Genomic DNA, 23,099 nt, shown 5'->3' with positions numbered 1-23,099 from the left:
GCGGAGTTGACGGCATGGATGGATGGTCGGAACCATGCCTGCCGAAGACCGTTCCCCTTCCTGGTGGAGGAAAACTCATGGCGCCAAGATCATTCTGGAAAGGCTATCTCAAACTGTCGCTCGTGACATGTCCGGTCGCCATGACTCCGGCGACCACCGTTAACGAGAAAGTTCGCTTCCACACGCTGAACAGAAAGACGGGCAACCGCATCGTCAGCCAATATGTCGATTCCGTCACAGGCAAGCCGGTCGACGAAGACGATGAGGTCAAGGGATATGAGCGCGGCGAGGATGACTATGTCATGCTCGAGGATGAAGAGCTCGACGCCGTCGCTTTGGAAAGTACCAGAACGATCGATATCGAGATGTTCGTACCGCGGGACAGCATCGAATGGATCTGGTTCGATACGCCGCATTATCTGACGCCGAACGATGCTGTCGGGGAGGAGGCTTACTGCGTCATTCGTGATGCGATGGCCGCGAGCCGCATGGTCGGCATATCCCGGCTCGTCATGTATCGCCGTGAGCGTGCCGTCATGCTGGAAGCGCGGGACAAAGGGATCGTTCTGTGGACGTTGCGATTTGGCGATGAGGTCCGGAATGAAAGGGATTACTTCGAAGACATCCCAGCAAAATCGGTCGACACAAAACTGATGAAGCTCGTGGGAGAGCTGATAGACGAGCGAACGAAATCATGGGACCCAGGCATGGTCTCCGATCCCGTCCAGGACAAGCTTCTCGATATCATCGCTGCCAAGAAGAAGGGTCGCAAGCGCCCCGCAAGGGCAAAGCCCGAACCGTCACCCGCCACGGGCAATGTCATCAGCATCATGGATGCGCTTCGAAAGAGCCTTTCACAGGAAAAGGGTGCAAAGAAAAGATAATCCGCATCGAGGGGGCGCGCGGGGAAGACGGGAGCCTGTCATGAGCCGCGCTTGCGCTTCGCGTCGGGATGATGCAACGGTTCCGCGGCTTTCCTGAACTCGGCCCAGGGATCCGAGCGAAGCGCGGCAAGCCGCGTCGGCACGTTGAGCACGGTGAAATAGTCGGGGCCGATGGCGGGGCTCAATTCCTCCCAGGACAAGGGCATCGAAACGGCGGCTCCCGGACGAGCGCGGGTCGAATAGGGCGCAACTGCAGTCGAGCCGCGTTGGTTTCGCAAGTAGTCGACCAGGATCTTGCCCCGGCGTTTCGATTTGGTGATGGTCGAAACATAGCGGCCGGGGCTGTCAGCGGCCATCGCGTCGGCGATGTCCTTGGTAAAGGCTTTCACTGCAGGCCATTCGGCTTTGGCGACCAGCGGGCAGACGATGTGCAGCCCTTTGCCGCCGGAGGTCTTGACGAAGGGAACGAGACCCGCCCGTTTCAGCCGTTCGCCGGTCTCTTCCGCGGCGGCGATGACCTCTGTCCATGCGACATTCGGACCAGGATCGAGATCCATGATGATCATGTCAGGCTTTTCCCAATTGCCGACCATCGATCCCCAAGGATGGATCTCCAGGACAGCGGCCTGTACGAGGCCGATCAGGCCGCTCAGGTCGTTGATGCTCACATATGGCTCCTCGCCTTGCGGATCCCTCGCCAATGCGATGTTCCGGTTCATGCCCTTCCAGGCATGCTTCTGGAAGAAATGCTGGCCGCCGATCCCGTTCGGGCAGCGCACGAGCGCAAGCGGCCGGCCGACGACAAAAGGCCCCATGTAGCGCCAGACCTCCGTGTAGTAATCTGCAAGTCCGGCTTTTGTAACGCCCTCGTCCGGCCAATAAAGACGATCGCCATGGGTCAGGGAGATACTGGTTCGCGACGGCCTTTCAGTCGAGGTCTTGGCGGCTGATTTCGGTGTTTCGCCAACGATCTCGAGGGGATTCTTGTCTTCTCTCAGGCCACGGAAAGAAGCATGACGCAGATGGCCGTCGGCCGTCCATGCGCGGAATTCGACTTCCGCGACCAGTTCGGGCCGTATGAAGCGGACACCGCGATGTTCTTCTGCCGTCAGCCTGGATGCGAAAGGACTTTCCTCTGCCTTCAGGCGGGCAAGCCTTTTGAAGAGCTGCTCGGCGACAGTGTGCGTGTACCCGGTTCCGACGCGGCCGACATGCTGCAGTTTGCCATGCTCGTAGACGCCGAGAACCAGCGAGCCGATCGCGTTTCTCGATGTCGTCGACGGCACCCAGCCGCCGATGACGAATTCCTGTCGTGACGAACATTTCGATTTGACCCAGCTCTTGCTGCGGCCGGAGCGATAGGGATCGCTGGCGATCTTGGAGACGATCCCTTCAAGGCTCAACCGGCAGGCATGGTTCAACAGCAGATCGCCATTTTCGTCAAAATGGCTGCTGAAGCGGAGAATCCCGGTTTCGGACGAAATGATCTTCTGCAGCAATTCCTTGCGGCTGACCAAGGGGCAGGCAGTTAGATCATAGCCATCGAGGTAGATGAGATCGAATGCGTAGAAGACGAAACGGTCGCTGCGTCCTTCGCTGAGGTCGGCCTGCAGGGCTGAGAAATCCGAGGCGCCGGCAGCCGGCTCAACGACCAGTTCGCCATCGATGATGGCTGTGCCGACGGGGAGATCCTTGAAGGCGCTGATGATCTCCTTGCCGAATTTCTGGGTCCAGTCGAGGCCGCTGCGCGTCAGCAACTTGACGCGGCCTGCCTCGATGCGAACCTCCAGCCGATAGCCGTCGAATTTGATCTCGTGAAGCCAGCGCTTGCCCGTGGGCGGCTTGGATACCAGTGTCGCCAGGGCGGGCTCGACAAATGCCGGCAGGGCAGCCTTCCTGGCGTCCTTTAAGGCAGATGGCTCAATGGGCTTCGCATCGGCTTCCCGTTCGGGCGCAGCTTTGCCCGGCTTCTTTTTATTCTTGCCCTTGTCGTCGAAGCTCTCATCTTTGGCTCGGGCTATCCTGCGATCAATCTTGCCCGTTTTGGACGACCAGCCCGGCTTTTCGCCCGCAACCTCATCGATGACCCGTCCCGTCTTTGCCGATTCCGGTCGCTCTTCGAGGATATCGGGCGCACCCTCCGGGCGGGCCGCATCGTCCTCGCCTTTGATCAACAGCCAGTTTTCCCGCTTCTCACGCGGATTTCCGGCCATGCGGATCAGATGCCACCGTCCGCCGAGTTTTTTTCCGTGAAGCTCGAATTCGAGATGTCCCTTTGTCAATCCCTTGTGGGGGTCGCCAAGCGGCGTCCACGTACCATTGTCCCAGACGATGACGGTGCCGCCGCCATATTCGCCCTTCGGAATCGTGCCTTCGAAGCCGCCATATTCCAGGGGATGATCTTCGGTCTGTACCGCCAGCCGCTTCTCGCCGGCCACCAGACTTGGCCCCCTGGTCACCGCCCAGCTCTTCAGCACGCCATCCAATTCGAGGCGAAAATCATAATGGAGTCGGCGCGCATCGTGCTTCTGGATGACGAAGCTGCTGCCGGCTGATGCAGCCCTGTTCCTGCTCGCGCGACCCTTTGGTTCCGACGTTCTGGTGAAATCGCGTTTGCGGTTATAGATCTCCAACGCCATGATCAGCTCGCCTTGCGTTGTGTCCGCGAGGAGGAGGCGGCACGCGATTTTGCTGCCTTGCCGGATGCCGCACGCGATTTCTTGGCGGAATGTTTGACGCCTGTCTTGCCTTGGCCAGCCATGCCGGCGCTCTGGCGCAGAGCCTCCATAAGATCCGTAACCTTGGCGACTTTCGCCGGCTTGCGTTGCGGGATCTTTTTGCCTTCGATCTTGGCTTTTACCAATTCTGCGAGCGCGGCTTCATAGCGGTCGTCGAATTCACTGGCATCGAAACTGCCTTTCTTGGTGGCGATGATATGTCTGGCGAGATCGAGCATTTCGCCCTTGATCTTCATATCGGGCACATCCTCGAAGGCTTCCTGTGCCGAGCGAACCTCATAATCGAAATTCAATGTCGTAGCGATCAGCCCCGCCCCATGGGCGCGGATCATCATTGTCCGAAGGCGGCGAAACAGAACGGTGCGGGCAATGGCGGCAACCTGCTTCTTGCGCATCCCTTCGCGGATCAGCGCGAACGCTTCTGCGCTCGCCGGAGCGGAAGGGGCCAGATAATAGGGCCGGTCGAAATAGACATCATCAATGTCGTCGCATGCCAGAAAGGCTTGTACGTGCAGGACCTTATCGCTTTCCGGCACCGCCGCGGCGACTTCCTCGGGCTCGAGGATGATGTAATCGTCCTTGTTGAGTTCGTAACCCTTGACCTGATCCTCGCGCGGCACAGGCTTTTCGCTCGCGCTGTCGATGAATTCGCGCCTGACCCGGTTGCCGGTTGCCCGGTTCAGCGTGTGAAAGGAAATCCGTTCCGAAGTGGAAACTGCCGTATAGAGCGAGACCGGGCAGCTGACCTCCCCGAATTTGAGATATCCTTTCCATTGCGCGCGCGGGCTCATGGGGATGCTCCATTTCCAAGATGATATTCAACGATGCCGGAACGGCATTGTTCCGCGGTTCGGATTTCGCCGCTGTGCTGACTGGCGTGCTTTCCCGATATTGGCCCGATATTGGCCCGATATTGAATTGACGTCATGCGCGACGTTGCGAGCCTGGCGCCTCGGGACCTATTTTCCCCATTGCCCGGCCATCTGCAGATGATGTTCGAGCGTAGGTGTCGTGTTGGCGGCGCATGCTTTCAAAGCAGTAGTGTCGCCCTTTTCGCCATATCGTTTGAAAAGATCGACGGGCTTCGGCGTGAGCGGAACGTTGACCGGAATCCTAGCGCTGAATGAATTCCCTTTCCTTGCAGCTGGAGTCTGGGCATGAGACCAGCTTGGCGGGACTCGACGATCATATTCTTCTTTCCCTTTCTTCCTCAGCGTCTCATCACGTTCATGATCAGCGACACTACGAAGAAGATGAGGAAGATAAAGAACAGGACCTGTGCGATGGACGCGGAGGCGCCTGCTATGCCACCGAATCCGAGGGCGCCTGCGATTAAAGCTACGACGAGAAATACCAGTGCATAATAAAGCATTTCGCTCTCCATTGGTTGCTGCAAGGAGAACGGAATTGTGAGTACTTTGTTCCGGCGAATGCGCGGGAGCGTCACGCTGCGGCGGTTGCCTGTCTCGACCAAGCCTGCTTGCCACCATTGCCGGGCGGCGGCGGCTCGGCGGCGTCCAGATACATCTTTGCCGGTGCTGTCAACACAAACCAGAGGCTGGCGCCAAGCAGGAATGAGCTTGCAGCCTCATCACCGGCAGAGACACAGAAGGGGAAGATGACGGCGGTGAGCAAAACGGTCAGGCGTACCGCCCATTCCGTTTCGCGCTTGCGGGTAGCTGTCACCGCGAGCGCCTGATAGGACCGCATATCGTAAATCCGTCCCACCCGGCCCAGGATCAACTGCCGCAGTGACGGAAGCGAAAGCATCAAGAGCGTACCGAGTCCGAAAACGTAGATCGGACCACTTAAAAAGAGGCCACTTGCCGACAGAAGGGCAAGAATGACGGTGAGGTTCCACAAAGGGGAGAGCTTCTGTGGAGAATGGCCTGTCTGCTTGTGCCATAGCTGCATGACTGCCGATCCGCCGCGCAGCAGCGGTCGATCAATGTAACGATTGAGGAATTCCATGATGTGCCCTTCTAAACCCGGCGCAGACACACATCAGAAAAATCCGGCGTCAGCATGGCAGAATCGCAAATCCGATAGGCCAATCGAGCTTACTCTGTGTTTTTCTATCGCGGAGGGAGGAACTATCCGCGGTCAAGGGGGTTCTCTGGCTGATCCGTCTTTCAGCCGAGCCGGCGCCGATTATGTCGTCAATCGCGCGCCACCCGAACGGCTGCAAACATGCGATTTCGCGACGTATCGGCCAGCAAGCGATATCAACGACCCGGAAAGACCTTACCGTGAAACATCTTGACCAGGCCATCCATATCGCGCTCGAGGCGCACGAAGGGCAGACGGACAAGACCGGACGGCCTTTCTTCGAGCATTGCCAACGTGTCGCGCTGCTGGTTTCCGGTGACGAGGCCCGCACGGTCGCCTATCTTCATGATGTCGTCGAAAAGGGAAGAGGGTGGACGCTCGATCGCCTGAAGGAAGAGGGCTTCCCGGCAAAGATTCTATCTGCCGTGGATGCCTTGACGCGGCGGCCGGGCGAGCCGGATGAGCAATTCATCCATCGTGCGGCAGCGCATGTGCTGGCTTTGTCCGTCAAGCGGGCCGACCTTGAGGACAATCTTTGGCAAAGCGAGCAGATAGGCAGGGACGCTGCAAAATATCAGCGCGGCTTGGACATCCTGCTCGAAATGGTGGGCCGAAAGTAGGGGTGATTTTCGAGGGTATCATGGTTTTCGGGCCTCGCGCCGGCTAAAGTGCCGGATTAAAATCCGCATGCCGAGCTCCTTCGGGAACCATAGTCCTTCTTTCCATGTTGGGATCGTTGACTAAACGAGGAGCACGATCATGGTTCTTAAAGCCTTGGCACTGAACGCAACCTTGAAGACCGGCTCCAGCGAACCATCCTCGACGGATCGAATGCTTTCTCTTGTAGGAGAGGCTCTTGCGAGGGAGAAGGTGGAGATGGCGACGATCCGTCTCGCTGACCACAATATACTGCCGGGCGTCAAATCGAACGAGGGTGCGGCGGATGCATGGCCTGGCATCCGTCGGATGATTCTTGCCGCCGACATTCTGATCTTCGGCACCCCGATTTGGATCGGACAGCCGTCGAGCGTGGCAAAACGCGCATTGGAACGTATGGATGCCTTTCTGTCGGAAACGGACGAACGGCATAGGATGGTATCTTACGGTCGCGTCGCCGCCGTGGCAGTCGTCGGCAACGAAGACGGCGCTCATCATGTCTCCGCGGAAATCTATCAGGCCTTGAATGATGTCGGTTTCACGATCCCGGCCAACGCTGTCGTCTACTGGGTGGGGGAGGCGATGGGTAGCACCAATTTCATCGATCTTGAGGCAGTTCCGGACAAGGTCACCAGCACGGTGAACATGTTGGCACGCAATACTGCCCATCTCGCACGACTGTTGAACGAAAGCCAATATCCCGGCATCGGCAATTGATCTGCCGACGCCAGCCAAGGAAGGATTGCGAGCCTTAGGGATCGCGGCCGAAATCCTTGCGGAGTTCGGTTTTTGCCTTCTCCAACGTTGCGCGCCGGGATTTCGAAAGCTGATCGCCCGCCCGATTGATATAGAAGTTCAACATCGACATGGCGGATCGAAACGGACTGGATTTGCGGCGGTTGCTGTTTTCGGCGGATTCTTTGAGTGAATCGGCAATTTTCTTGGCGCTGCGCTCGTTGAACACGCCTTTCTTCAGGTCCATGGCATCACTGGTCTCGTTGACGCGCTGTGACCATTTCTTCGATTTGCCTTTGGGCATTGCTGCATTCCTCGTTGAAATTCGCGGTGCCGTCAGCAACCCTGAAAGGCTGAGCTTGCCGGCGCGGGAATCCGAACAAGCGAGCTGCCGTCATGTTCCCCGTCATGGGGCGAACATCGGTATCGGGGCTTTTGATTTCCCTGGGCAATCTTGAAGAGACAACAGGCAGTATTAATTTTGTGGCCAGAACCTGTCGCGCCTGATCGAAACAATGATTGCCGAGGGAGCTGCCGATTGAGCGAAATCGAACGCGAGCTTCGCTATGCGTCCTGGCATAAGGATGCTGTCATCTACCAACTCCATGTGAAGTCGTTCTTCGACGCCAATGGAGATGGATTTGGCGATTTCGCCGGATTGACGTGCAAACTGGATTACCTGGCATCGCTCGGTGTCAATGCGATCTGGCTTTTGCCGTTTTATCCATCTCCCCGCCGTGACGACGGCTATGACGTGCTCGACTATGAAAGCATCAGCGCCGAATTCGGCACGCTCGACGATTTCAGAAGGTTCGTGGAGGCAGCCCATGCCCGCAACATGCATGTCATTACGGAACTGGTTCTCAACCATACTTCCGATCAGCATCCCTGGTTTCAGCGTGCCCGAGACGCGCCGGCCGGGTCTCCGGAACGGGATTTTTACGTCTGGTCGGAAACGGACGACAAGTTCGCGGAAACGCGCATCATTTTCGTCGATAGCGAGAGATCCAATTGGACATGGGACCCGGTTGCGAACGCCTATTTCTGGCATCGCTTCTACTCCCATCAGCCGGATCTGAACTATCACAATCCTGCCGTCATCGAAGCGGTTTTGGATATCATGCGCTTCTGGCTCGATCTCGGCGTGGACGGCTTCCGCCTCGATGCCGTTCCGTATCTGGTGGAGCGAGAAAACACCAATAACGAGAATCTTCCTGAAACGCACAGGCTGCTGAAGCACATCAGAAAGACGCTCGAGGCAAGCTATCCCGGCGTCATACTCCTTGCAGAAGCAAATCAATGGCCGGATCAGGCACGGGACTATTTCGGAACGGGGGACGAATGCCACATGGCTTTCCACTTCCCGCTGATGCCGCGAATATTCACCGCGGTTGCAATGGGAAATTCCCAGCCGATCATCACCATGGTGCAGCAGACCGATGGCATCCCTGAGGAATGCCAGTGGGCCATTTTCCTCAGAAACCATGACGAGCTGACCTTGGAAATGGTCAGCGAGGCCGAGCGTAATTTTCTTTGGGACACCTATGCTTCCGACGAACGCGCCCGATTGAATCTCGGCATCCGGCGCCGCTTGTCACCGCTCATGGATCAGGACCGGCGTCGCGTCGAGCTTCTCCACATGTTGCTGTTCTCTTTACCCGGTAGCCCGGTGCTTTACTATGGTGATGAGATCGGCATGGGCGACAATGTCGATTTGGGAGATAGAGATGGTGTTCGCACACCGATGCAATGGTCCAGCGGCAAAAATGCCGGATTTTCGGGCGGCAAACCAAAGACCCTCGCACTGCCGCTTATCGATAATCCCCGTTTCGGCTTCCAGGTGATCAATGTCGCCGCGCAGGAGAAGGACCCGCATTCGCTTCTGAACTGGGTTCGCCGCATCCTGGCAATCCGATCGGCGCATCAAGCCTTCGCAAGGGGTGCGATTTGCTTTGTGAGCACGGAAAACCCGGCCGTCATCGCATATGTCAGAGAATATAAAGGCGAATGCATTCTCTGCGTCGCGAACCTGTCAAACATCGCTCAGGCGGCCATGCTCGATTTACATCAATATTCGGGCAGTCGTCCCAGGGAGCTGTTTGGGAAGACGGTATTTCCGGCTGTGGGCAAGCATCGTTATCCGATCATGTTTCAGCCCTACGGTTATTTCTGGTTTCAGCTGAAGCCCTGAGGTGAGCCTTCCCGCCATCAAAACACGGTCGGCACTCCCTTGTTCTCCCATTTGAGAAGGGCAGTTCTGGTTGCATGACGATCTTCGCTTCATTCGGCGGCGACCGACCCAAAGGCTTACCTCAAGATGTTGCGACCATAGGCCGGGAGCTCCAGATTCGAACGGAAATCGTCGCCGACATAGTCGGTTTTAATAGACTATTAGAGCGAGCAATGATGTTTTAATCGTCGGCTGCACAATGAAAGATCATGCCGTGCGACACCCTCCTGAAATTATACGTCCTGAGCCACTGAAGCATTGGGTGATCGAGAGATGGCGGAGCCGATTGGCGGGTTCCCGATGATCGGCAGCCTCTGGATAGGCTTCAGCGATCGGCAGGAGGCATTCTCTTGGCTGATATATCGGCCAAGGGAATTTTCGTCCTTCGACAAGGGCTGAGTATTGGATCTGGGGCTACGGAAATGAGTGGGATGGATTTGCCTGAACATCCTGACGATTATCGGAACCAAAAGCGCACGCCCGCGTAGACTTAGACGACGAGCCTTCGTTCGGTTCTGGCGAGGAGCGGAATGCCATGAACCGCTTCAAAACCCAGAAAGGGTAATTTGCTTTCCCTCCACGGCGACACGCAGCGTAACTTCGAAAGGAGGACCTGATGTCGAATTATACACCTCTGGTCCTGTTTTTCATCTCTGCGGGGCTGCTGATATGCATGATCGGTATCGGCTTGGCGTCTCTTATTCAGTAAAAACATCCCGGTGATAGCTCTCGATGAGCGAAAGCCGATGGTCGCGGCCGAGGCGGTTCGGGAGCAACTGAACGATTGAAGCCGGATTCCAGGATATGCCGGGCGCCACTTGCTTTCAGGCGATTTTCAGGCCTGATCAGCGACATCGGATTTTCGTGGAAGTATCGAAAGCGTGTTATGGATATTTACGTCAGTGGTTCTAAGCAGGGTGAGGAAGGCAATCGAATTTTTCCGCCAGATTTCGGAGCCGCTTTGGGATCGTTGCGCTTCTATTGTTAGCGAGATGCTTTCCATAGAAGTTACAGACTCGGACGCGAAATATGGGACGACATGGGCATATCACGGCTAGGGAACGGCGGTTCGCGCAAAACCAGTCTCTATGAGGAGCTCTTCGGGCGGCTGAAGGCCGAGATTCTCGATGGGACGGTGCCCGAGGGCGCAGTGTTGACCGAGGCCGCCCTTGCGGGCTTGATAGACAGCAGCCGAGCGCCGGTACGCCAGGCACTGCAGCTCCTCTTCGAGGATGGATTGATCACACGGTTTGATGGGCGCGGTTTTATTGTCGGCAAGACAGGGACTCTTCCGAAGCGGATCAAACTTGCGGACTACCTCGGCAAATTGTTCGATGGGGATGACGACAGGCCGATATTCGCCTGGCAGGCGCTCTATGAAGATGTCGAGAGCATCGTTGTCTATCGCTCCTTCTTCGGCCGCTATCGCATCAATGAAAACGAGCTCGCACGGCATTTCGGCGTTGGGCGTGGGGTAGCACGCGACGTACTGTTGAAGCTCGAAACGCTCGGCATCACCGAAAAGGACGATAATTTCCGCTGGTCAATCGTACCGCTCGACAGCCAGCGCATTCGCGACCTCTACGAGGTGCGCGAGCAAATCGAGCCGGCGGCACTTGCAAGTGCCCTGGGCGGGCTTTCGAACGAACATGTCGACACGATGCTTTCAAGGCTGGCGCTAGCGCTTGCGGATTATCCCGATGTATCGGCCTCGACCATGTATGAGCTGGAGCTGGACCTTCATCTGCGCAGCCTGCAGGCTTGCCCGAACAAGGAGTTCCTGAGCATCCTGAAGCGGACTCACTGCATCCTGACCCTCAGCAAGCACATCGTCGGCAGCCGCATCAAGAGGCCGGAATACGAGCCCTTCCTCTCCGAGCATATCGGTGTCTTCAAGATGGTGAAAAAGCGCGATGAGGAAGGGCTGAAGAAAGCAATGCGTGATCACATCAGCAATTCTCAGCCCAATGTGCAGGCGCGTGCCGCTTATATCCGCGAGCACTACCAGCCGGATGAATACAGTTTCATCCTCTAATGCGGGGCGGCATCAGGTGATGGCGCCGACCTGCCAGGGAACGAATTCATTGTCGCCATAGTCGAAGGTCTCGCTGAGCGTCTTCTTGCCGGAGGCGACAGCGATGATCTCTTCAAAGATCCGTTCACCGGCCGCCTCGATCGTATCGTCACCGCTGACGATGTCACCGCAGTTGATGTCCATATCCTCGCGCATGTGGTTGTACATCTCGGTGTTGGTGGCGATCTTGACACAAGGGGCCGGCTTGAAGCCGGAGACGGAGCCTCGACCCGTCGTGAAGCAGATCACATTGCAGCCGCCGGCAACCTGGCCGGTGACGGCGACGGGATCATAGCCGGGCGTGTCCATGAAGACGAAACCGGGTTCGTCGACGATCTCCGAATATTCGTAGACGGCCTTCAGCGGCATCGAGCCGCCCTTGGCGACGGCTCCGAGAGACTTCTCGAGGATGGTCGTCAACCCGCCGAGCTTGTTTCCATAGGAAGGGTTGTTGTTGAGTTCCGCGCCGTTGCGGCGGGTATAATCGCGCCACCAGTCGATCCGGGAGAGCAGCTTTTCTGCGACCGCAGGCGTAACCGCTCTGCGCGTAAGCAGATGTTCCGCGCCGTAAATCTCCGGCGTTTCCGCCAGAACCGAGGTGCCGCCGTTGCGCACAAGAAGATCGGAGGCATAGCCGAGCGCCGGGTTGGCTGATATTCCCGAATAGCCATCGGAGCCGCCACATTCCAGGGCCAATTTGATCCCCGAAAGCGGCTGGACGGTGCGCGTAGCGGAATTGACCTCCGGCAGCATGTCCTTGATCATTTCGGATGCAGCGGCGATTGTCTTGCGGGTACCGCCGAGATCCTGAATCGTCATGGTGCGCAGCCGGTTCCCTTCCTCCAACTTGTAATGCTCCAGGATGGGTGCGATCTGATTGGTTTCGCAGCCAAGGCCGATCATCAGGATACCGCCGAAATTCGGATGCCGCGCATAGCCCTGAAGGGTACGGGCCAGATAGCGGTAGCCCTCCGACTGGGTGTTGATGGCGCAGCCGCCGCCGTGGGTCAGCGCCACGACACCATCGACATTGTCGAAGCCCTCAAGCCCGCCGGTGCGATTGAAATGTTCGGCGATATATTTCGAGACGGTTGCCGAGCAATTGACTGTCGTGATGATGCCGATGAAATTGCGCGTGCCGACGCCGCCGGCGCCGCGGTCGAAGCCCATGAAGGTCCGACAGTCCTCTTGCGGCAACATGCCCGTCTCTTCGATATCGACGCTGAACTGGTAGGGATGGTCGGATTCGATTACGGCCAGGTTCTGCAGATGGACGTGGCCGCCGGCCGGAATGAACTGTGTCGCGACGCCGATCGGCTGACCGAATTTGCGGATCTCCTGGCCGGCCTGGATATCGCGAACCGCCACCTTGTGGCCGCGCGGGATCTGGTCTGCCGCGATCAAGCCGCCGATGCCGGTCGGGCTGCCGGCGCGGATCATCGCGCGAGCGACCGCGACATCGTCGATGGGGTTGAGCAGGATGACAGGCGAAACGGCGGACATAGGAAGTTCCATATGGTTGGATTAATGTCTATTGCTAGCAATAGACAATTATTCGAGGGAAGACGTCAAGCACGATCGACGTTAGTGCGGGGCTTGCTTTCAGTTGCGTGGTTGGCGCGCCAGCCAGGCGGAAAGATCGACTTCCGCACGTTCGAGCGCGCTGTGGTTGAGAAGTTTCCTTAAGAACGCCACGGCAACCGCGCGCGCTCTCAGATTGAAACGACCATCATCATCCTGACCGCCGAGCGGCTGATAGACGCCGAGTTTCACATAGAGCTGCTGCAATCGGTTCTGAACGCTGCGGACCGAAAGATTGCGCCGCTGGGCGATCGCGCGATCGGTCAACCCAAGGGCGATATCGATCAGGATCTCATATTCGGCCTCGGTGAAACCGTTGACATTGCCGAGGCTCCTTTGCTGCATGCCTCGCACCTCGCGGTCGATCACGCACTGGTTTTCGATGAAGATGCTGCGGAGCGCCAGCTTCAGGCGGTCGTCCGAGGCCGATTTCAGGACGTATCCGTAGACGGCGCCGGCAGGCACGATGCGCGAAACGCCGCGAACATAGGCCTCGTCCGAATAGTTCGACCAGAAAAGGATGCGCGTCTCCGGTCGCTCCTTCCAGATCGTGCGGGCCGCCTCGATGCCATTGCGCTGGCTCATCTGCAGATCCATGACAATATGGGCGGACCTCAAGTCCCGCGCCAGCCGTTCCCCCGTATTGCCATTTTCTGCCTCCAGCACGCCGTCGCATTCGGGAAGTGCGGCGCGGATCGCTTCGTTGAGATAGGAGCGATGGAGCGGATCGTCCTCGATGATCAGAACCTTCATGCGGCAGCTCCTCCGGCGGCCGGCGCCTTGGCAGGCAGGTTGACACTGACGATCGTTCCACCGGAGGCAGCTGCGGCCTTAATTGCGAAGCGGGCTGAAATCAGGCGCGCTCGGGTCCGCATGTTTTCGATACCGCCGCCCGATAATCTGCGGGTATTTCCAAGCCCGACACCGTCATCCACGACATCAATGGTGACCGCACCCTCGGGTGCTTTCAGATGAACCGCAATGTTGCCGGCCTGGGCATGGCGAATGGCGTTGTTGATGGCCTCCTGCGCGATGCGGAACAGGGCAATGGACACCGACTGTTCAAGGCAATCGATCGCGCCGCCAGTCTCGTCGTTCAGCGTCCAAGTCAAAGTCGCGCCGCTCTCCTGGATCGATCGTTCGAGATGGTTCTCGATCGCTTGCGCGAAGCCGAACAGTTGAAGGACGGAGGGCTTGGCCTCCTCGATGATCTGCCGAAGATCGTGCATGCTGTGCTGCAGCCCGCGAAAGAGCGGCTCAAGTGCTTCACCGGTGACATCGGGCTGCCGCGCGAGACGCTCCAGCCGCCTTGAGAGGCGGGTCAGGTCGGCTAGAATCTGGTCGTGGAGGTCCATGCCGATGCGCTGCCGCTCGGCTTCCAGGGCTTCAGTCAATTTCAGAGCGCCGAGGCGCAGACCTTCTTCGCGGGCACGAGCCTCGGCTTCCACGATTGCCGAGCGTTTAGCTTGGTCGGCCGCGCGGATAGCGAAGAAATGGGGTGCCAACAGATCGGCAATGACGCGGGCGCTTTCGACGTGTTGCATGGTGTAGAAGCCGGTCTGGTGGCTGGAGCAGGAAAGCGCACCGATGACATGCCCCTGGACTTTCAGAGGCACGTGCAAACGGCTATGCAGCGATTGATGAAAGATCGGGTGTGAAAACGCGCCCTGGAAATGGAATTGCGGGTCGTTCCAGGCGTCATCGGTCAAGAGGTAGTCCGTTTCGCCCCATAGAAGCGTGCGGATGGGGCTATTGCTCACGGGTGCGGGAAAACGGCGACCCCAATCCGTTTCCAGTCCGCTTTCATAGGCGGTGTGAAATTGCTCGTCCATCAGGATGATGCAGACATCCAGATGGTCATGCGGGATGACATGGCTGATTTCGGCAGCGACCGCCTGGATGACCGAGTGAAAGTCGAGTTGGCCGGCGAGAAGCCTCGATATGTTGAGATAATGGTCGAAGACCGATTGCGGCGCCAGATCGCGCAAGACACGCCCTCCCAGGCAATGCGCCGGCCTCCGCTCCTCCGGCCGCTCGCAGTATGCAAATTCCGGACGCCATTAAGCGCCGATCCGGGCGATCCGTCTTGCGGATTTGCGCATCTTTTCTGCGGGATCCCGCAAGGTCCCGCCCTTTAAGCGCCTGTACAAGCGTCACAATCTCGGACATCCTGTTTCTACTGACAGGGCAACCTTCAGTGCAAATATTATTTTCGATCGTTCGTTGAGGAGCGCGCTCGAAAATCTTGGCCTGGAAGATGAAGTACAGGCGCTTTGGGAGGAAAAAATGAATATTGCCAAGATGCTTATGGCGTCCGCCGTCATCGCTTGCGTTGCCGCGCCGGGAGCTGCCTTTGCCGATACGTCATCCAAGAAAATTGCCTTGTCGAACAATTATGCCGGCAATTCCTGGCGCCAGGCCATGTTGACGAGCTGGCAGAAGGTTACGGGCGAAGCGGTCAAGGCCGGTGTCGTTGCCGCGGCCGATCCGTTCACGACGGCTGAAAACCAGGCAACCGAGCAGGCTGCCCAGATCCAGAACATGATCCTGCAGGGCTATGATGCGATCGTCATCGATGCTGCCTCGCCGACGGCGCTGAACGGCGCGATCAAGGAAGCCTGCGATGCCAAGATCGTCGTCGTTTCCTTCGACGGCATCGTTACCGAACCCTGCGCCTGGCGCATCGCCGTCGATTTCAAGGGAATGGGTGCCAGCCAGATCGAATATCTCGCCAAGAAGATGCCGAAGGGCGGCAATGTGCTCGAAATTCGCGGGCTCGCAGGCGTCTCTGTCGATGACGAGATTTCGGCCGGCATCCATGAAGCTGCCGCCAAATACCCGCAGTTCAAGATCGTCGGTTCGGTTCATGGCGACTGGGCTCAGGATGTCGCCCAGCGTGCTGTTGCCGGCATTCTGCCGAGCCTTCCCGATATTGCCGCAGTCGTGACCCAGGGCGGCGACGGCTACGGTGCCGCTCAGGCCTTTGCCGCCGCCAAGCGTCCGATGCCGACCATCGTTATGGGCAACCGTCAGGACGAGCTTGCCTGGTGGAAGAAGGAGAAGGATGCCAACGGCTACGAGACCATGTCGGTCTCTATCGCGCCGGGCGTCTCCACGCTGGCCTTCTGGGTTGCCCAACAGATTCTCGACGGTCAAGAGGTGAAGAAGGATCTGGTCGTACCGTTCCTGCGCATCGATCAGGACAATCTCGAAGCCAATCTTGCCAACACGCAGGCGGGCGGTGTCGCGAATGTCGAATATACGCTCGACGACGCCAAGAAGGTCATCGCGGCGGCGAAGTAACCGATATCTGCGAGCCGTAGAGACGGGCGCTGCCGGTAAAAAGGTGGCGCCTGCCGATATAACGCCCGACCTGGACGATCCATGATTGCAGCGAAAGACAATGTTTTGAAGAGACAGGATGCCGGCCCGCAGGCCGTCGTCTCGGCCCGTGGCATCAAGGTGCATTTCGGTGCCGTAAAGGCGCTCGATGGCGCCGACCTGACGGTTCATGCCGGCGAGTGCATCGGGCTCGTCGGCCACAATGGCGCTGGCAAGTCGACGATCGTCAACGTCATCAACGGCGGTCTCAGCCCACACGAGGGCAGTGTCACCTATGAGGGAGACGACAGGGTGCACGGCATCAACGCAGCGCGCGCTCACGGAATACGTTGCGTTTTTCAGGAATTGTCACTTGCGCCCAATCTCACCGTCGTCGAGAACATGCGGGTGGTCCATCGCCGCCTTGCCGGCTGGAATTGGCGGCGACAGGCGGCGGCAATCGTTCGCGCCAAGCTCGACGAGATTTTCGCTGGCCACAGGATCGACGTCATGCGGACCGTCGGCGAACTCTCGATCGCCGAGCGGCAGATGGTGGAGATCGCGATCACTTTTTGTGCCGTCGGCGAGAAGCCGAAGCTGGTCATCCTGGATGAACCGACCTCATCGCTCGACGCCGGGCTTGCCGCTCAGCTGATGGCCTATGTGCGCAGTTTTGTGCAGGCCGGCGGAGCGGTCATGCTGATCTCGCATATTCTCGGTGAGATCCTTTCGACCGCAAGTCGAATTCTGGTCATGAAGGACGGTCGCGTCGTTGCCGATCGCATTGCTCAGGATTTCACCGTCCACAGCCTGGTCCAGGCGATGGGCAGTGTCGTCAAGGAACAGGATCGCAGGGGCAGGAGCGGAGGGAACATCGCCTCGTCTCCTCTGCTGGCGCTGCCGGCGCGGGAAGGGAAGGGGCTTGGCTTCAATGCCCGCAAGGGCGAAGTGATCGGGCTTGCCGGGCTCGCCGGCCATGGCCAGACCGACATGCTGCTCGATCTCCATCGCTCGCTCTCGCACAACTGGCTGCCGGGCAGGCAAGGCAATATAGCCTTCGTGGCGGGCGACCGAAGCTTGAACGGCACGTTTCCGCTTTGGAGCATACTGAAAAATCTCAGCATCGCCTCGCTCAGCGATTTTTCGCGTCTGTCGGTCGTCGACAGGGACCGCGAGGGTCGCTTGGGAGCAGACTGGAAGGGTCGTATCGAAATCCGTACGCCGACGATGGCAAACGGCATTTTGTCCTTGTCGGGCGGCAATCAGCAGAAGGTTCTGTTTGCCCGCGCTCTGGCCACGACCGCGCCGATCGTGCTGATGGACGATCCCATGCGCGGTGTCGATATCGGCACCAAGCAGGAGGTCTACAGAATCTTGAGCGACGAGGCCTCGTCCGGCCGGACATTTATCTGGTATTCGACCGAGATGGACGAAATCCGGCTTTGTGACCGCGCCTATGTCTTTCGCGACGGCGCCATCGTCGCGGAGCTGATTGGAGAGGATATCACGGAGGAAAATGTGTTGGCGGCTTCCTTTGCCGGGGAGGGCGCATGAGCCGTCCGTCATCCGCTACTCTGCGCCTGCTCATTCCGGCGCTGTCGCTTGCCGTCCTGCTCGCCGCGGTCTTTTATCTGCAGCCACGCGCCATGAGCTATATCGGCCTCAATCTGCTCTTCAATCTCGCCGTGCCGATTGCGCTGGCCACGATCGCGCAGATGATGATCATGGCGGTCAACGATCTCGATTTGTCGATGGGCACCTTCGTCAGCTTCACGGCCTGCGTGGCGGCGACCTATCTGCAATCCGCCCCGCTCATCGGTATCCTCATTCTGACGGCCGCAATTGCCGTCTACGCTGCGATCGGCGTCGTCATCTATATCAGGGATCTGCCCTCGATCGTGGTGACGCTCGGCATGAGCTTCGTCTGGGGTGGGCTGGCGGTTCTGCTGCTGCCGGCACCGGGCGGTACCGCGCCCGATTGGGCGCGCTGGCTGATGACTTCGAAGCCGCCGCTGGTCCCCATTGCGATCATAGCGAGCATCGTCATCGCGCTGCTTGCCCATCTGATCGTCATGCGTTCTTCCTTCGGGGTGCTGATCCGCGGTGTGGGCGGTAATCAGCGGTCGCTGCAGCGGGCCGGCTGGTCCGTTGTCAGTCTGCGTGCCGCCGCCTATGCGCTGGCAGGCTTCTTCGCTGTATTGGCCGGCATTGCCCTTGTGGGCCTCACCACGTCGGCCGATGCGAATATCGCGCTGCGCTATACCTTGCTGTCGATTGCCGGCGTCATCCTCGGCGGCGGAGAGTTTACCGGCGGCCGCGTCTCGCCCGTGGGCGCCGTCATCGGTGCGCTGACATTGACCCTGGCGGGCTCCTTCCTGTCGTTTCTGCGGATATCGCCCGACTGGCAGATCGGCGCGCAGGGCGCGATCCTGATCATCGTCCTTGCCCTGAGGCTCTTGCTCAATCGCGTCGAAAAGCGGGAGAAACAATCATGATCGCGCTTGCCACGCTCGGCCGTAAACCCTGGATCTGGTCCTTCATCGCCGCAATCGCGGTGTGGATCATCACCGTTCTCTTTACCGGTGGCGCGAGTTCGATCGGCCTGTCGCAGGCGGCACTTACCTTTGCGGCATTCTCTGTCATCGTCGGCATCGGCCAGATGTTCGTCATCACGCTCGGGCCAGGAAACATCGATCTCTCCGTGCCGGCGACCATGACGCTTGCTGGTACGATCGCACTGAAACTCATGAATGTGGAAGACAGTATGATCGTGCCGGGTTTGCTGGTGTCGGTCGTTATCGGCCTCGGCATCGGTCTCGGCAATTACGCTTTGATCAAGCTCCTGCGCATTCCGCCGATCATCGCGACGCTCTCCATGAGCTTCATCATTCAGTCGACCGCCATCTGGAGCAATCGCGGCCTTCGCATCAAGCCGCCCGAATATCTGGCCGAGTTCACGACATCGGGGGTATTCGGCATACCAAATGTCGCCATCGTCGCCCTGCTGCTGTCGGCGCTTGCCTGGATTCTTCTGGAAAAGACGATCTATGGCCGCTGGATCTCGGCGATCGGTCAAAGCATGTTCGCGGCGCGCATGGCAGGCATCCCCGTCGACGGAACGCGGCTTGCGACCTATGTGCTCTGCGCCATCCTCGCCTCGATCTGCGGCTATCTGCTCGCGAGCTTCTCCGGCGGCGCGGCCCTCAACATGGGCGCTGAATATCTGCTGATGTCCATTGCCGTCGTCATCATCGGCGGAACGGCTGTTGCCGGCGGCGATTCCAACGTGCCGGGCATCTGGGGCGCCTCGCTGTTCATGTTTCTGGTCGTCTCCATGCTGAACACCTACGGCTTCGGCGCAGGCCCAAGGCTGGTCCTCACCGGCCTGATCATTATTGCCGTCATTCTCGTGGCTGGCGGCCGTCCGATTGGCGGGCGCTGAACTCTCTCCCAAAAGACCCCAGGAAAACTGCGATGTCCAACGACGCTCCTTCCATTTACGAAATCTACGACACGCGCTTCCGCCATCTGATTGTCCCGAGCGCCGGCCTGGAGGAGCTCTATTCCGATTGCCGCTGGGCGGAGGGGCCGGTCTGGTTTGCCGATGCGGGATGTCTGGTCTGGAGCGACATTCCCAATGAGCGCATGTTGCGCTGGGTGCCGGGCGGGAATGTCTCAATCTTTCGCTCACCCTCGAATTTCGCCAACGGCAATACGCGCGATCGCCAAGGGCGGTTGATATCCTGCGAACATGGCGGCCGCCGTGTGACGCGCACGGAGATCGACGGCTCCATCACTGTTCTTGCCGACAGCTATAAGGGCAAGCGCCTGAACTCACCCAATGACGTGATCGTCCGCTCGGATGGAACGGTCTGGTTTACCGACCCGACCTACGGCATTCTCTCGAATTACGAGGGTTACAAGGCGGAGCCGGAGCAGCCGGCCCGCAACGTCTACCGCCTCGATCCGTCGACGGGGGAGTTGGATGTCGTGGCGGATGATTTCCGCCAGCCGAACGGCTTGGCTTTCTCACCGGACGAGACGAAGCTTTATGTCGCTGATTCCGCCGCAAGCCATGACATCAGCGCCCCTCGCCACATTCGTGTCTTCGACGTCGTGGACGGTAAGAAACTCGCAAACGGCCAAGTCTTCTGCAACATCGACACCGGCATTCCGGACGGCTTCCGAGCCGATGTTGACGGCAATATCTGGACCAGCGCTGGCGATGGCGTTCATTGTTTTGCAGCGGATGGGACTTTGATTGGCAAGATCAAGATACCCCAGACGGTCGCTAATCTTACATTTGGTGGTCCGAAGCGGAACCAGCTTTTTGTTGCGGCAACGCGGTCGCTTTATCGAGTCTTTACTACTGCAACTGGGGCGCAGGCACCCTAATTGCAAGTCATGGATCGTTACGATAGAGCCTGCGAGCTTCGGCACCTCAATACTCGCCCCGCGGCGGATGTAGCGTAAGCTGGAGGTCGCGCAAGCCACGGCTGCCGTCGCGGCTGCCGGTTGCGGCGACGGCGGTGAAGATGCGTTCGGCGTCGTCGTACATTTTCAGATTGAGGTAGCAGTATCCGCGCAGCACCATCAGGTCGACGCGCTCCTGCTGCAGCTGCGCTCGCTGATCGAGATAGAGCAACGTCTCGTGATAGCGCTTGCCCTCGAAGGCCGAGAGTGCGCGGTCGGCCAGTATCGCGACCTGCAATTCGGCGGCGCGCTGGTGGTTCATCGGCGCCTTGGTGGCGGCGACCGCCGCATCATTGGCAAGGCCGGCCCGCAGATAGGCAAGGCTCTGTCCGTAGGCTGCTTCTTCGCGCGATTTCGGATCCGTGTTGCTCAAGGCAACATTAAAGGCTTCTACCGCTTCCATTGGCCGATTGAGGTTCATCAGGCACCAGCCGCGGGAAAGAGCACTGGCAGGCGTCAGCAGTTGTGCATTGACGGTGGTGTTGCATCCCGTCGGCTGCCGTGTCGAGCGGGTAGCCACCCGGGCACGCGTCTCCGGCTCGGCATAATTCGGGGACGGAGCGCGGCGGGCAGGGGCCACTCGTTGCACCGGGATTTCAGCGTTGACGTAGGGCTGCGTTACAGGAGGCTGGGGCGCGACCTGAGAGGCCATCGGCTGCACGTTCTGCGGCTCGCCTTGCTGCATCGTTGTCTGGGGCAAGGTTTGTGGGGCAGGCTGCAGTGTCTGATTGGGAGACGGCAGCGGTTCTGACGTCGGCGTGCGCGGCGCCGGCTCGCCCAGCGCTGCGATACGTTGGGAGCGACCGGCCCACAGTCTCTGGACTTCGGCGACGCCCACGCGGTCGTTCAACTGATTGCGCGTAATGGCAAGGCCGTAGGCGGAAGGCTCGTCGTCGGGTTTCCAGCGCAAAGCCGTCTCGAACCAGCGAGCAGCGGCCTGCGGCTGGTTCATCGAGCGAGCAAACCACCCGAACTGCTGGGCGGTCGCGACATATTTCTGCTTCACGACTTCCGCGGCGATACGGCCTAGAACATCTTCGCTAAGGTTGGCCGGCGGTTGCAGCGCCATCAGATTGGCGGTCGCCGCAAGGTAGGTCGCCATCGCGTCCTTGGATTCATTGCGCCATTTATACACGGCGTCTTCGGCTTCCTGCGGCTTGCGGTCGGCAATCAGCACCAGAGCCAGCCCCTGCGAGATCGTAGCCGAATCTTCCTTCTCATGCGCGGCTTTGAACCATTGCTCGGCGTCGGGATAATTACCGCGGCGCAGATAGTACCAGCCGAGAAGCGCATCATCGGATGCAAGGCCCTGACTGCGCGCGACACGCTCAACCTGAGACAGATAGTCTTGCGAGACAGTCAGTTTGGGATCGTCATTGCCATGGGCGACGAAGCGGCGAGCCAGATCGGTCCTTATACTGTCGAATTCGCGTCCGCCATTGCCGTCTGGTTTTTCGAGAGACAAGAGATCCTGCATCGGCTGATAGGACAGCAGAGCCGCCGCCTTCTGGATGGTCGCAAGTCTTTCCTGCGGATTGGTGCAGGTCTTTAGAATATATTTGTAGGCGTCCTGGCCGCGGGCTGCACGATCGGTGCGGATGAAAGCTTCGGCGACGCGCCAGAGAACGTCGATATCGCTGCAGGTCAGCAGGCTCGGCGTCCTGGCGCCGATATCGATCACAGTCTGATATTGCTTCAGATCGGAGGCGTTGACGAGCCGCGTGCGTGCCTCCGCGATATCCAGACGCTCCAGCAGATCGGCAGGCGGTTGCCATCCGGATTCGGTTGTCTGGCGGTCGGCAATGGCCTTGCGCACCTCGGCATAACGGCCCTCTGAATAGAGCTGCCACATGGCCTCGAGCTGCTTGTCGCTGTTTTGCGGAACGGCCAGCGGATCGGCAGGCGGCGTCCAGTTGGGGTAGAGAGCCTGCAATCGGGAGATTTCTGCCTGGAGCCGCGCCTTGTCGCCACGGCTTGCAAAATAGCGCAATGCGCTTTCGTCGACCTTCGACTGATTATCCGCTGTTTGTGCGGGATTGGTTTGCTGAGGCAATTGTTTTGACTGCGGCTGCGCCTGCTGTGGGGCCGCCTGGGCGATCGAATCGGCAGTGGTCGTATTTGCCGACGAGGCATTGTCGGAGAGGACAGCCGACGGTGCAGTCGCCTGTATATGGTCGGCAAGTACCTGCAAGTCGGCGGGTTGTCCGGAGCTGGCGGCCGAGCTGTTGTCGGCAGCAAGCATCGTCTGCGGCTCAAGGCGCGCCGACTTTGCCAGCTTGATCTTGTCTTCCGGCGATTCGTGATCCTTCGTCGCGAGCGTAAATCCCGCTAGGGCGACGGCCATGAAAGCCATGATC

The 23,099-nt window shown here is 58.9% G+C and carries 18 protein-coding genes and 2 pseudogenes; 10 read left to right on the top strand and 10 right to left on the bottom strand.

The features are described from left to right. The first annotated feature begins 77 nt into the window (after window positions 1-77). The gene (locus I8E17_RS23935) at window positions 78-884 is read left to right on the top strand and encodes a Ku protein (protein WP_069615662.1); all 807 of its coding nucleotides are present in this window, start codon (window positions 78-80) and stop codon (window positions 882-884) included. Between the two features lie 38 nt (window positions 885-922). Here the strand turns inward: I8E17_RS23935 and ligD are convergent, their stop codons facing one another. The 5 genes and pseudogenes from ligD to I8E17_RS23910 all read right to left on the bottom strand — a co-directional run bounded on the left by ligD (window position 923) and on the right by I8E17_RS23910 (window position 5,593). Then, window positions 923-3,523 carry a DNA ligase D gene (ligD, locus tag I8E17_RS23930; protein ID WP_069615661.1) on the bottom strand — a complete coding sequence of 867 codons (2,601 nt, stop codon included), beginning with the start codon at window positions 3,521-3,523 and terminating at the stop codon, window positions 923-925. Window positions 3,524-3,525: 2 nt separating this feature from the next. After that, entirely contained in the window at window positions 3,526-4,419 is an 894-nt protein-coding gene (locus tag I8E17_RS23925) for a Ku protein (RefSeq protein ID WP_069615660.1), read from the bottom strand. 162 nt (window positions 4,420-4,581) lie between these two features. Then, a pseudogene (locus tag I8E17_RS23920) lies at window positions 4,582-4,732 on the bottom strand (DUF4142 domain-containing protein); the annotation flags it as partial. Window positions 4,733-4,832: 100 nt separating this feature from the next. Continuing rightward, on the bottom strand, window positions 4,833-4,994 hold the full coding sequence (locus tag I8E17_RS23915; RefSeq protein ID WP_069615659.1) for a DUF1328 domain-containing protein: 162 nt from the start codon (window positions 4,992-4,994) through the stop codon (window positions 4,833-4,835). Between the two features lie 71 nt (window positions 4,995-5,065). Next, window positions 5,066-5,593: a hypothetical protein gene (locus I8E17_RS23910; protein WP_069615658.1), complete on the bottom strand. Its 528-nt coding sequence runs from the start codon at window positions 5,591-5,593 to the stop codon at window positions 5,066-5,068. A 278-nt stretch (window positions 5,594-5,871) separates the two neighbouring features. Here I8E17_RS23910 and I8E17_RS23905 point away from each other — a divergent pair, with 278 nt between their 5' ends. Together I8E17_RS23905 and I8E17_RS23900 are read left to right on the top strand one after the other, a co-directional pair. Beyond that, a complete protein-coding gene (locus I8E17_RS23905; protein WP_069615657.1) occupies window positions 5,872-6,291 on the top strand; it encodes an HD domain-containing protein in 420 nt (139 codons plus the stop codon). A gap of 139 nt (window positions 6,292-6,430) precedes the next feature. Continuing rightward, the gene (locus tag I8E17_RS23900; protein WP_069615656.1) at window positions 6,431-7,045 is read left to right on the top strand and encodes an NAD(P)H-dependent oxidoreductase; all 615 of its coding nucleotides are present in this window, start codon (window positions 6,431-6,433) and stop codon (window positions 7,043-7,045) included. Between the two features lie 34 nt (window positions 7,046-7,079). On the opposite strand, the gene I8E17_RS23895 is transcribed toward I8E17_RS23900, so the two are convergent. Further along, entirely contained in the window at window positions 7,080-7,367 is a 288-nt protein-coding gene (locus I8E17_RS23895) for a DUF3175 domain-containing protein (protein WP_069615655.1), read from the bottom strand. Window positions 7,368-7,601: 234 nt separating this feature from the next. On the opposite strand from I8E17_RS23895, the pseudogene treS reads away from it, so the two are divergent. Further along, window positions 7,602-9,248 (top strand): annotated as a pseudogene (treS, locus tag I8E17_RS23890) (maltose alpha-D-glucosyltransferase); the annotation flags it as partial. Window positions 9,249-10,332: 1,084 nt separating this feature from the next. Next, window positions 10,333-11,328, top strand: a complete 996-nt coding sequence (locus tag I8E17_RS23885) for a GntR family transcriptional regulator (protein WP_069615653.1) — start codon at window positions 10,333-10,335, stop codon at window positions 11,326-11,328. Between the two features lie 12 nt (window positions 11,329-11,340). Here I8E17_RS23885 and I8E17_RS23880 read toward each other — a convergent pair whose 3' ends face one another. The 3 genes from I8E17_RS23880 to I8E17_RS23870 all read right to left on the bottom strand — a co-directional run bounded on the left by I8E17_RS23880 (window position 11,341) and on the right by I8E17_RS23870 (window position 14,936). Next, window positions 11,341-12,870, bottom strand: a complete 1,530-nt coding sequence (locus I8E17_RS23880; RefSeq protein ID WP_069615652.1) for an altronate dehydratase family protein — start codon at window positions 12,868-12,870, stop codon at window positions 11,341-11,343. A gap of 99 nt (window positions 12,871-12,969) precedes the next feature. Further along, the gene (locus I8E17_RS23875) at window positions 12,970-13,701 is read right to left on the bottom strand and encodes a response regulator transcription factor (RefSeq protein WP_069615651.1); all 732 of its coding nucleotides are present in this window, start codon (window positions 13,699-13,701) and stop codon (window positions 12,970-12,972) included. Continuing rightward, window positions 13,698-14,936 carry a sensor histidine kinase gene (locus I8E17_RS23870; RefSeq protein ID WP_069615650.1) on the bottom strand — a complete coding sequence of 413 codons (1,239 nt, stop codon included), beginning with the start codon at window positions 14,934-14,936 and terminating at the stop codon, window positions 13,698-13,700. Before I8E17_RS23870 ends, I8E17_RS23875 begins: the two co-directional genes overlap by 4 nt. 298 nt (window positions 14,937-15,234) lie before the next feature. On the opposite strand from I8E17_RS23870, the gene I8E17_RS23865 reads away from it, so the two are divergent. From I8E17_RS23865 to I8E17_RS23845, 5 genes are all read left to right on the top strand, one after another. After that, on the top strand, window positions 15,235-16,251 hold the full coding sequence (locus I8E17_RS23865) for an ABC transporter substrate-binding protein (RefSeq protein ID WP_069615649.1): 1,017 nt from the start codon (window positions 15,235-15,237) through the stop codon (window positions 16,249-16,251). 81 nt (window positions 16,252-16,332) lie between these two features. After that, window positions 16,333-17,823 carry a sugar ABC transporter ATP-binding protein gene (locus I8E17_RS23860; protein ID WP_219511591.1) on the top strand — a complete coding sequence of 497 codons (1,491 nt, stop codon included), beginning with the start codon at window positions 16,333-16,335 and terminating at the stop codon, window positions 17,821-17,823. Further along, window positions 17,820-18,764 (top strand): ABC transporter permease, encoded by a 945-nt coding sequence (locus I8E17_RS23855; protein WP_069615647.1) that lies wholly within the window; start codon window positions 17,820-17,822, stop codon window positions 18,762-18,764. The genes I8E17_RS23860 and I8E17_RS23855 overlap by 4 nt, the downstream gene beginning before the upstream one ends. Continuing rightward, on the top strand, window positions 18,761-19,711 hold the full coding sequence (locus I8E17_RS23850; protein WP_069615646.1) for an ABC transporter permease: 951 nt from the start codon (window positions 18,761-18,763) through the stop codon (window positions 19,709-19,711). Before I8E17_RS23855 ends, I8E17_RS23850 begins: the two co-directional genes overlap by 4 nt. A gap of 32 nt (window positions 19,712-19,743) precedes the next feature. Further along, entirely contained in the window at window positions 19,744-20,664 is a 921-nt protein-coding gene (locus tag I8E17_RS23845; RefSeq protein ID WP_069615645.1) for an SMP-30/gluconolactonase/LRE family protein, read from the top strand. 46 nt (window positions 20,665-20,710) lie between these two features. Here the strand turns inward: I8E17_RS23845 and I8E17_RS23840 are convergent, their stop codons facing one another. Continuing rightward, window positions 20,711-23,095 (bottom strand): cellulose synthase, encoded by a 2,385-nt coding sequence (locus tag I8E17_RS23840; RefSeq protein ID WP_176728065.1) that lies wholly within the window; start codon window positions 23,093-23,095, stop codon window positions 20,711-20,713. Between the last annotated feature and the right edge of the window lie 4 nt (window positions 23,096-23,099).

Origin of the sequence: Rhizobium sp. AB2/73 (assembly GCF_020871915.1) — a bacterium.
In the GTDB taxonomy this organism is placed as follows: Bacteria; Pseudomonadota; Alphaproteobacteria; order Rhizobiales; family Rhizobiaceae; genus Rhizobium; species Rhizobium dioscoreae.
This window is presented reverse-complemented; position numbering and strand designations above follow the sequence as displayed.

Excerpts from the sequence above, each read along its gene's own strand:
- I8E17_RS23935 (WP_069615662.1), top strand. The coding sequence starts at position 78 with ATGGCGCCAAGATCATTCTGGAAAGGCTATCTCAAACTGTCGCTCGTG.
- ligD (WP_069615661.1), bottom strand. The coding sequence starts at position 3,523 with ATGGCGTTGGAGATCTATAACCGCAAACGCGATTTCACCAGAACGTCG.
- I8E17_RS23915 (WP_069615659.1), bottom strand. The coding sequence starts at position 4,994 with ATGCTTTATTATGCACTGGTATTTCTCGTCGTAGCTTTAATCGCAGGC.
- I8E17_RS23910 (WP_069615658.1), bottom strand. The coding sequence starts at position 5,593 with ATGGAATTCCTCAATCGTTACATTGATCGACCGCTGCTGCGCGGCGGA.
- I8E17_RS23900 (WP_069615656.1), top strand. The coding sequence starts at position 6,431 with ATGGTTCTTAAAGCCTTGGCACTGAACGCAACCTTGAAGACCGGCTCC.
- I8E17_RS23895 (WP_069615655.1), bottom strand. The coding sequence starts at position 7,367 with ATGCCCAAAGGCAAATCGAAGAAATGGTCACAGCGCGTCAACGAGACC.
- I8E17_RS23885 (WP_069615653.1), top strand. The coding sequence starts at position 10,333 with ATGGGCATATCACGGCTAGGGAACGGCGGTTCGCGCAAAACCAGTCTC.
- I8E17_RS23880 (WP_069615652.1), bottom strand. The coding sequence starts at position 12,870 with ATGTCCGCCGTTTCGCCTGTCATCCTGCTCAACCCCATCGACGATGTC.
- I8E17_RS23875 (WP_069615651.1), bottom strand. The coding sequence starts at position 13,701 with ATGAAGGTTCTGATCATCGAGGACGATCCGCTCCATCGCTCCTATCTC.
- I8E17_RS23865 (WP_069615649.1), top strand. The coding sequence starts at position 15,235 with ATGAATATTGCCAAGATGCTTATGGCGTCCGCCGTCATCGCTTGCGTT.
- I8E17_RS23860 (WP_219511591.1), top strand. The coding sequence starts at position 16,333 with ATGATTGCAGCGAAAGACAATGTTTTGAAGAGACAGGATGCCGGCCCG.
- I8E17_RS23855 (WP_069615647.1), top strand. The coding sequence starts at position 17,820 with ATGAGCCGTCCGTCATCCGCTACTCTGCGCCTGCTCATTCCGGCGCTG.
- I8E17_RS23850 (WP_069615646.1), top strand. The coding sequence starts at position 18,761 with ATGATCGCGCTTGCCACGCTCGGCCGTAAACCCTGGATCTGGTCCTTC.
- I8E17_RS23845 (WP_069615645.1), top strand. The coding sequence starts at position 19,744 with ATGTCCAACGACGCTCCTTCCATTTACGAAATCTACGACACGCGCTTC.
- I8E17_RS23840 (WP_176728065.1), bottom strand. The coding sequence starts at position 23,095 with ATGGCTTTCATGGCCGTCGCCCTAGCGGGATTTACGCTCGCGACGAAG.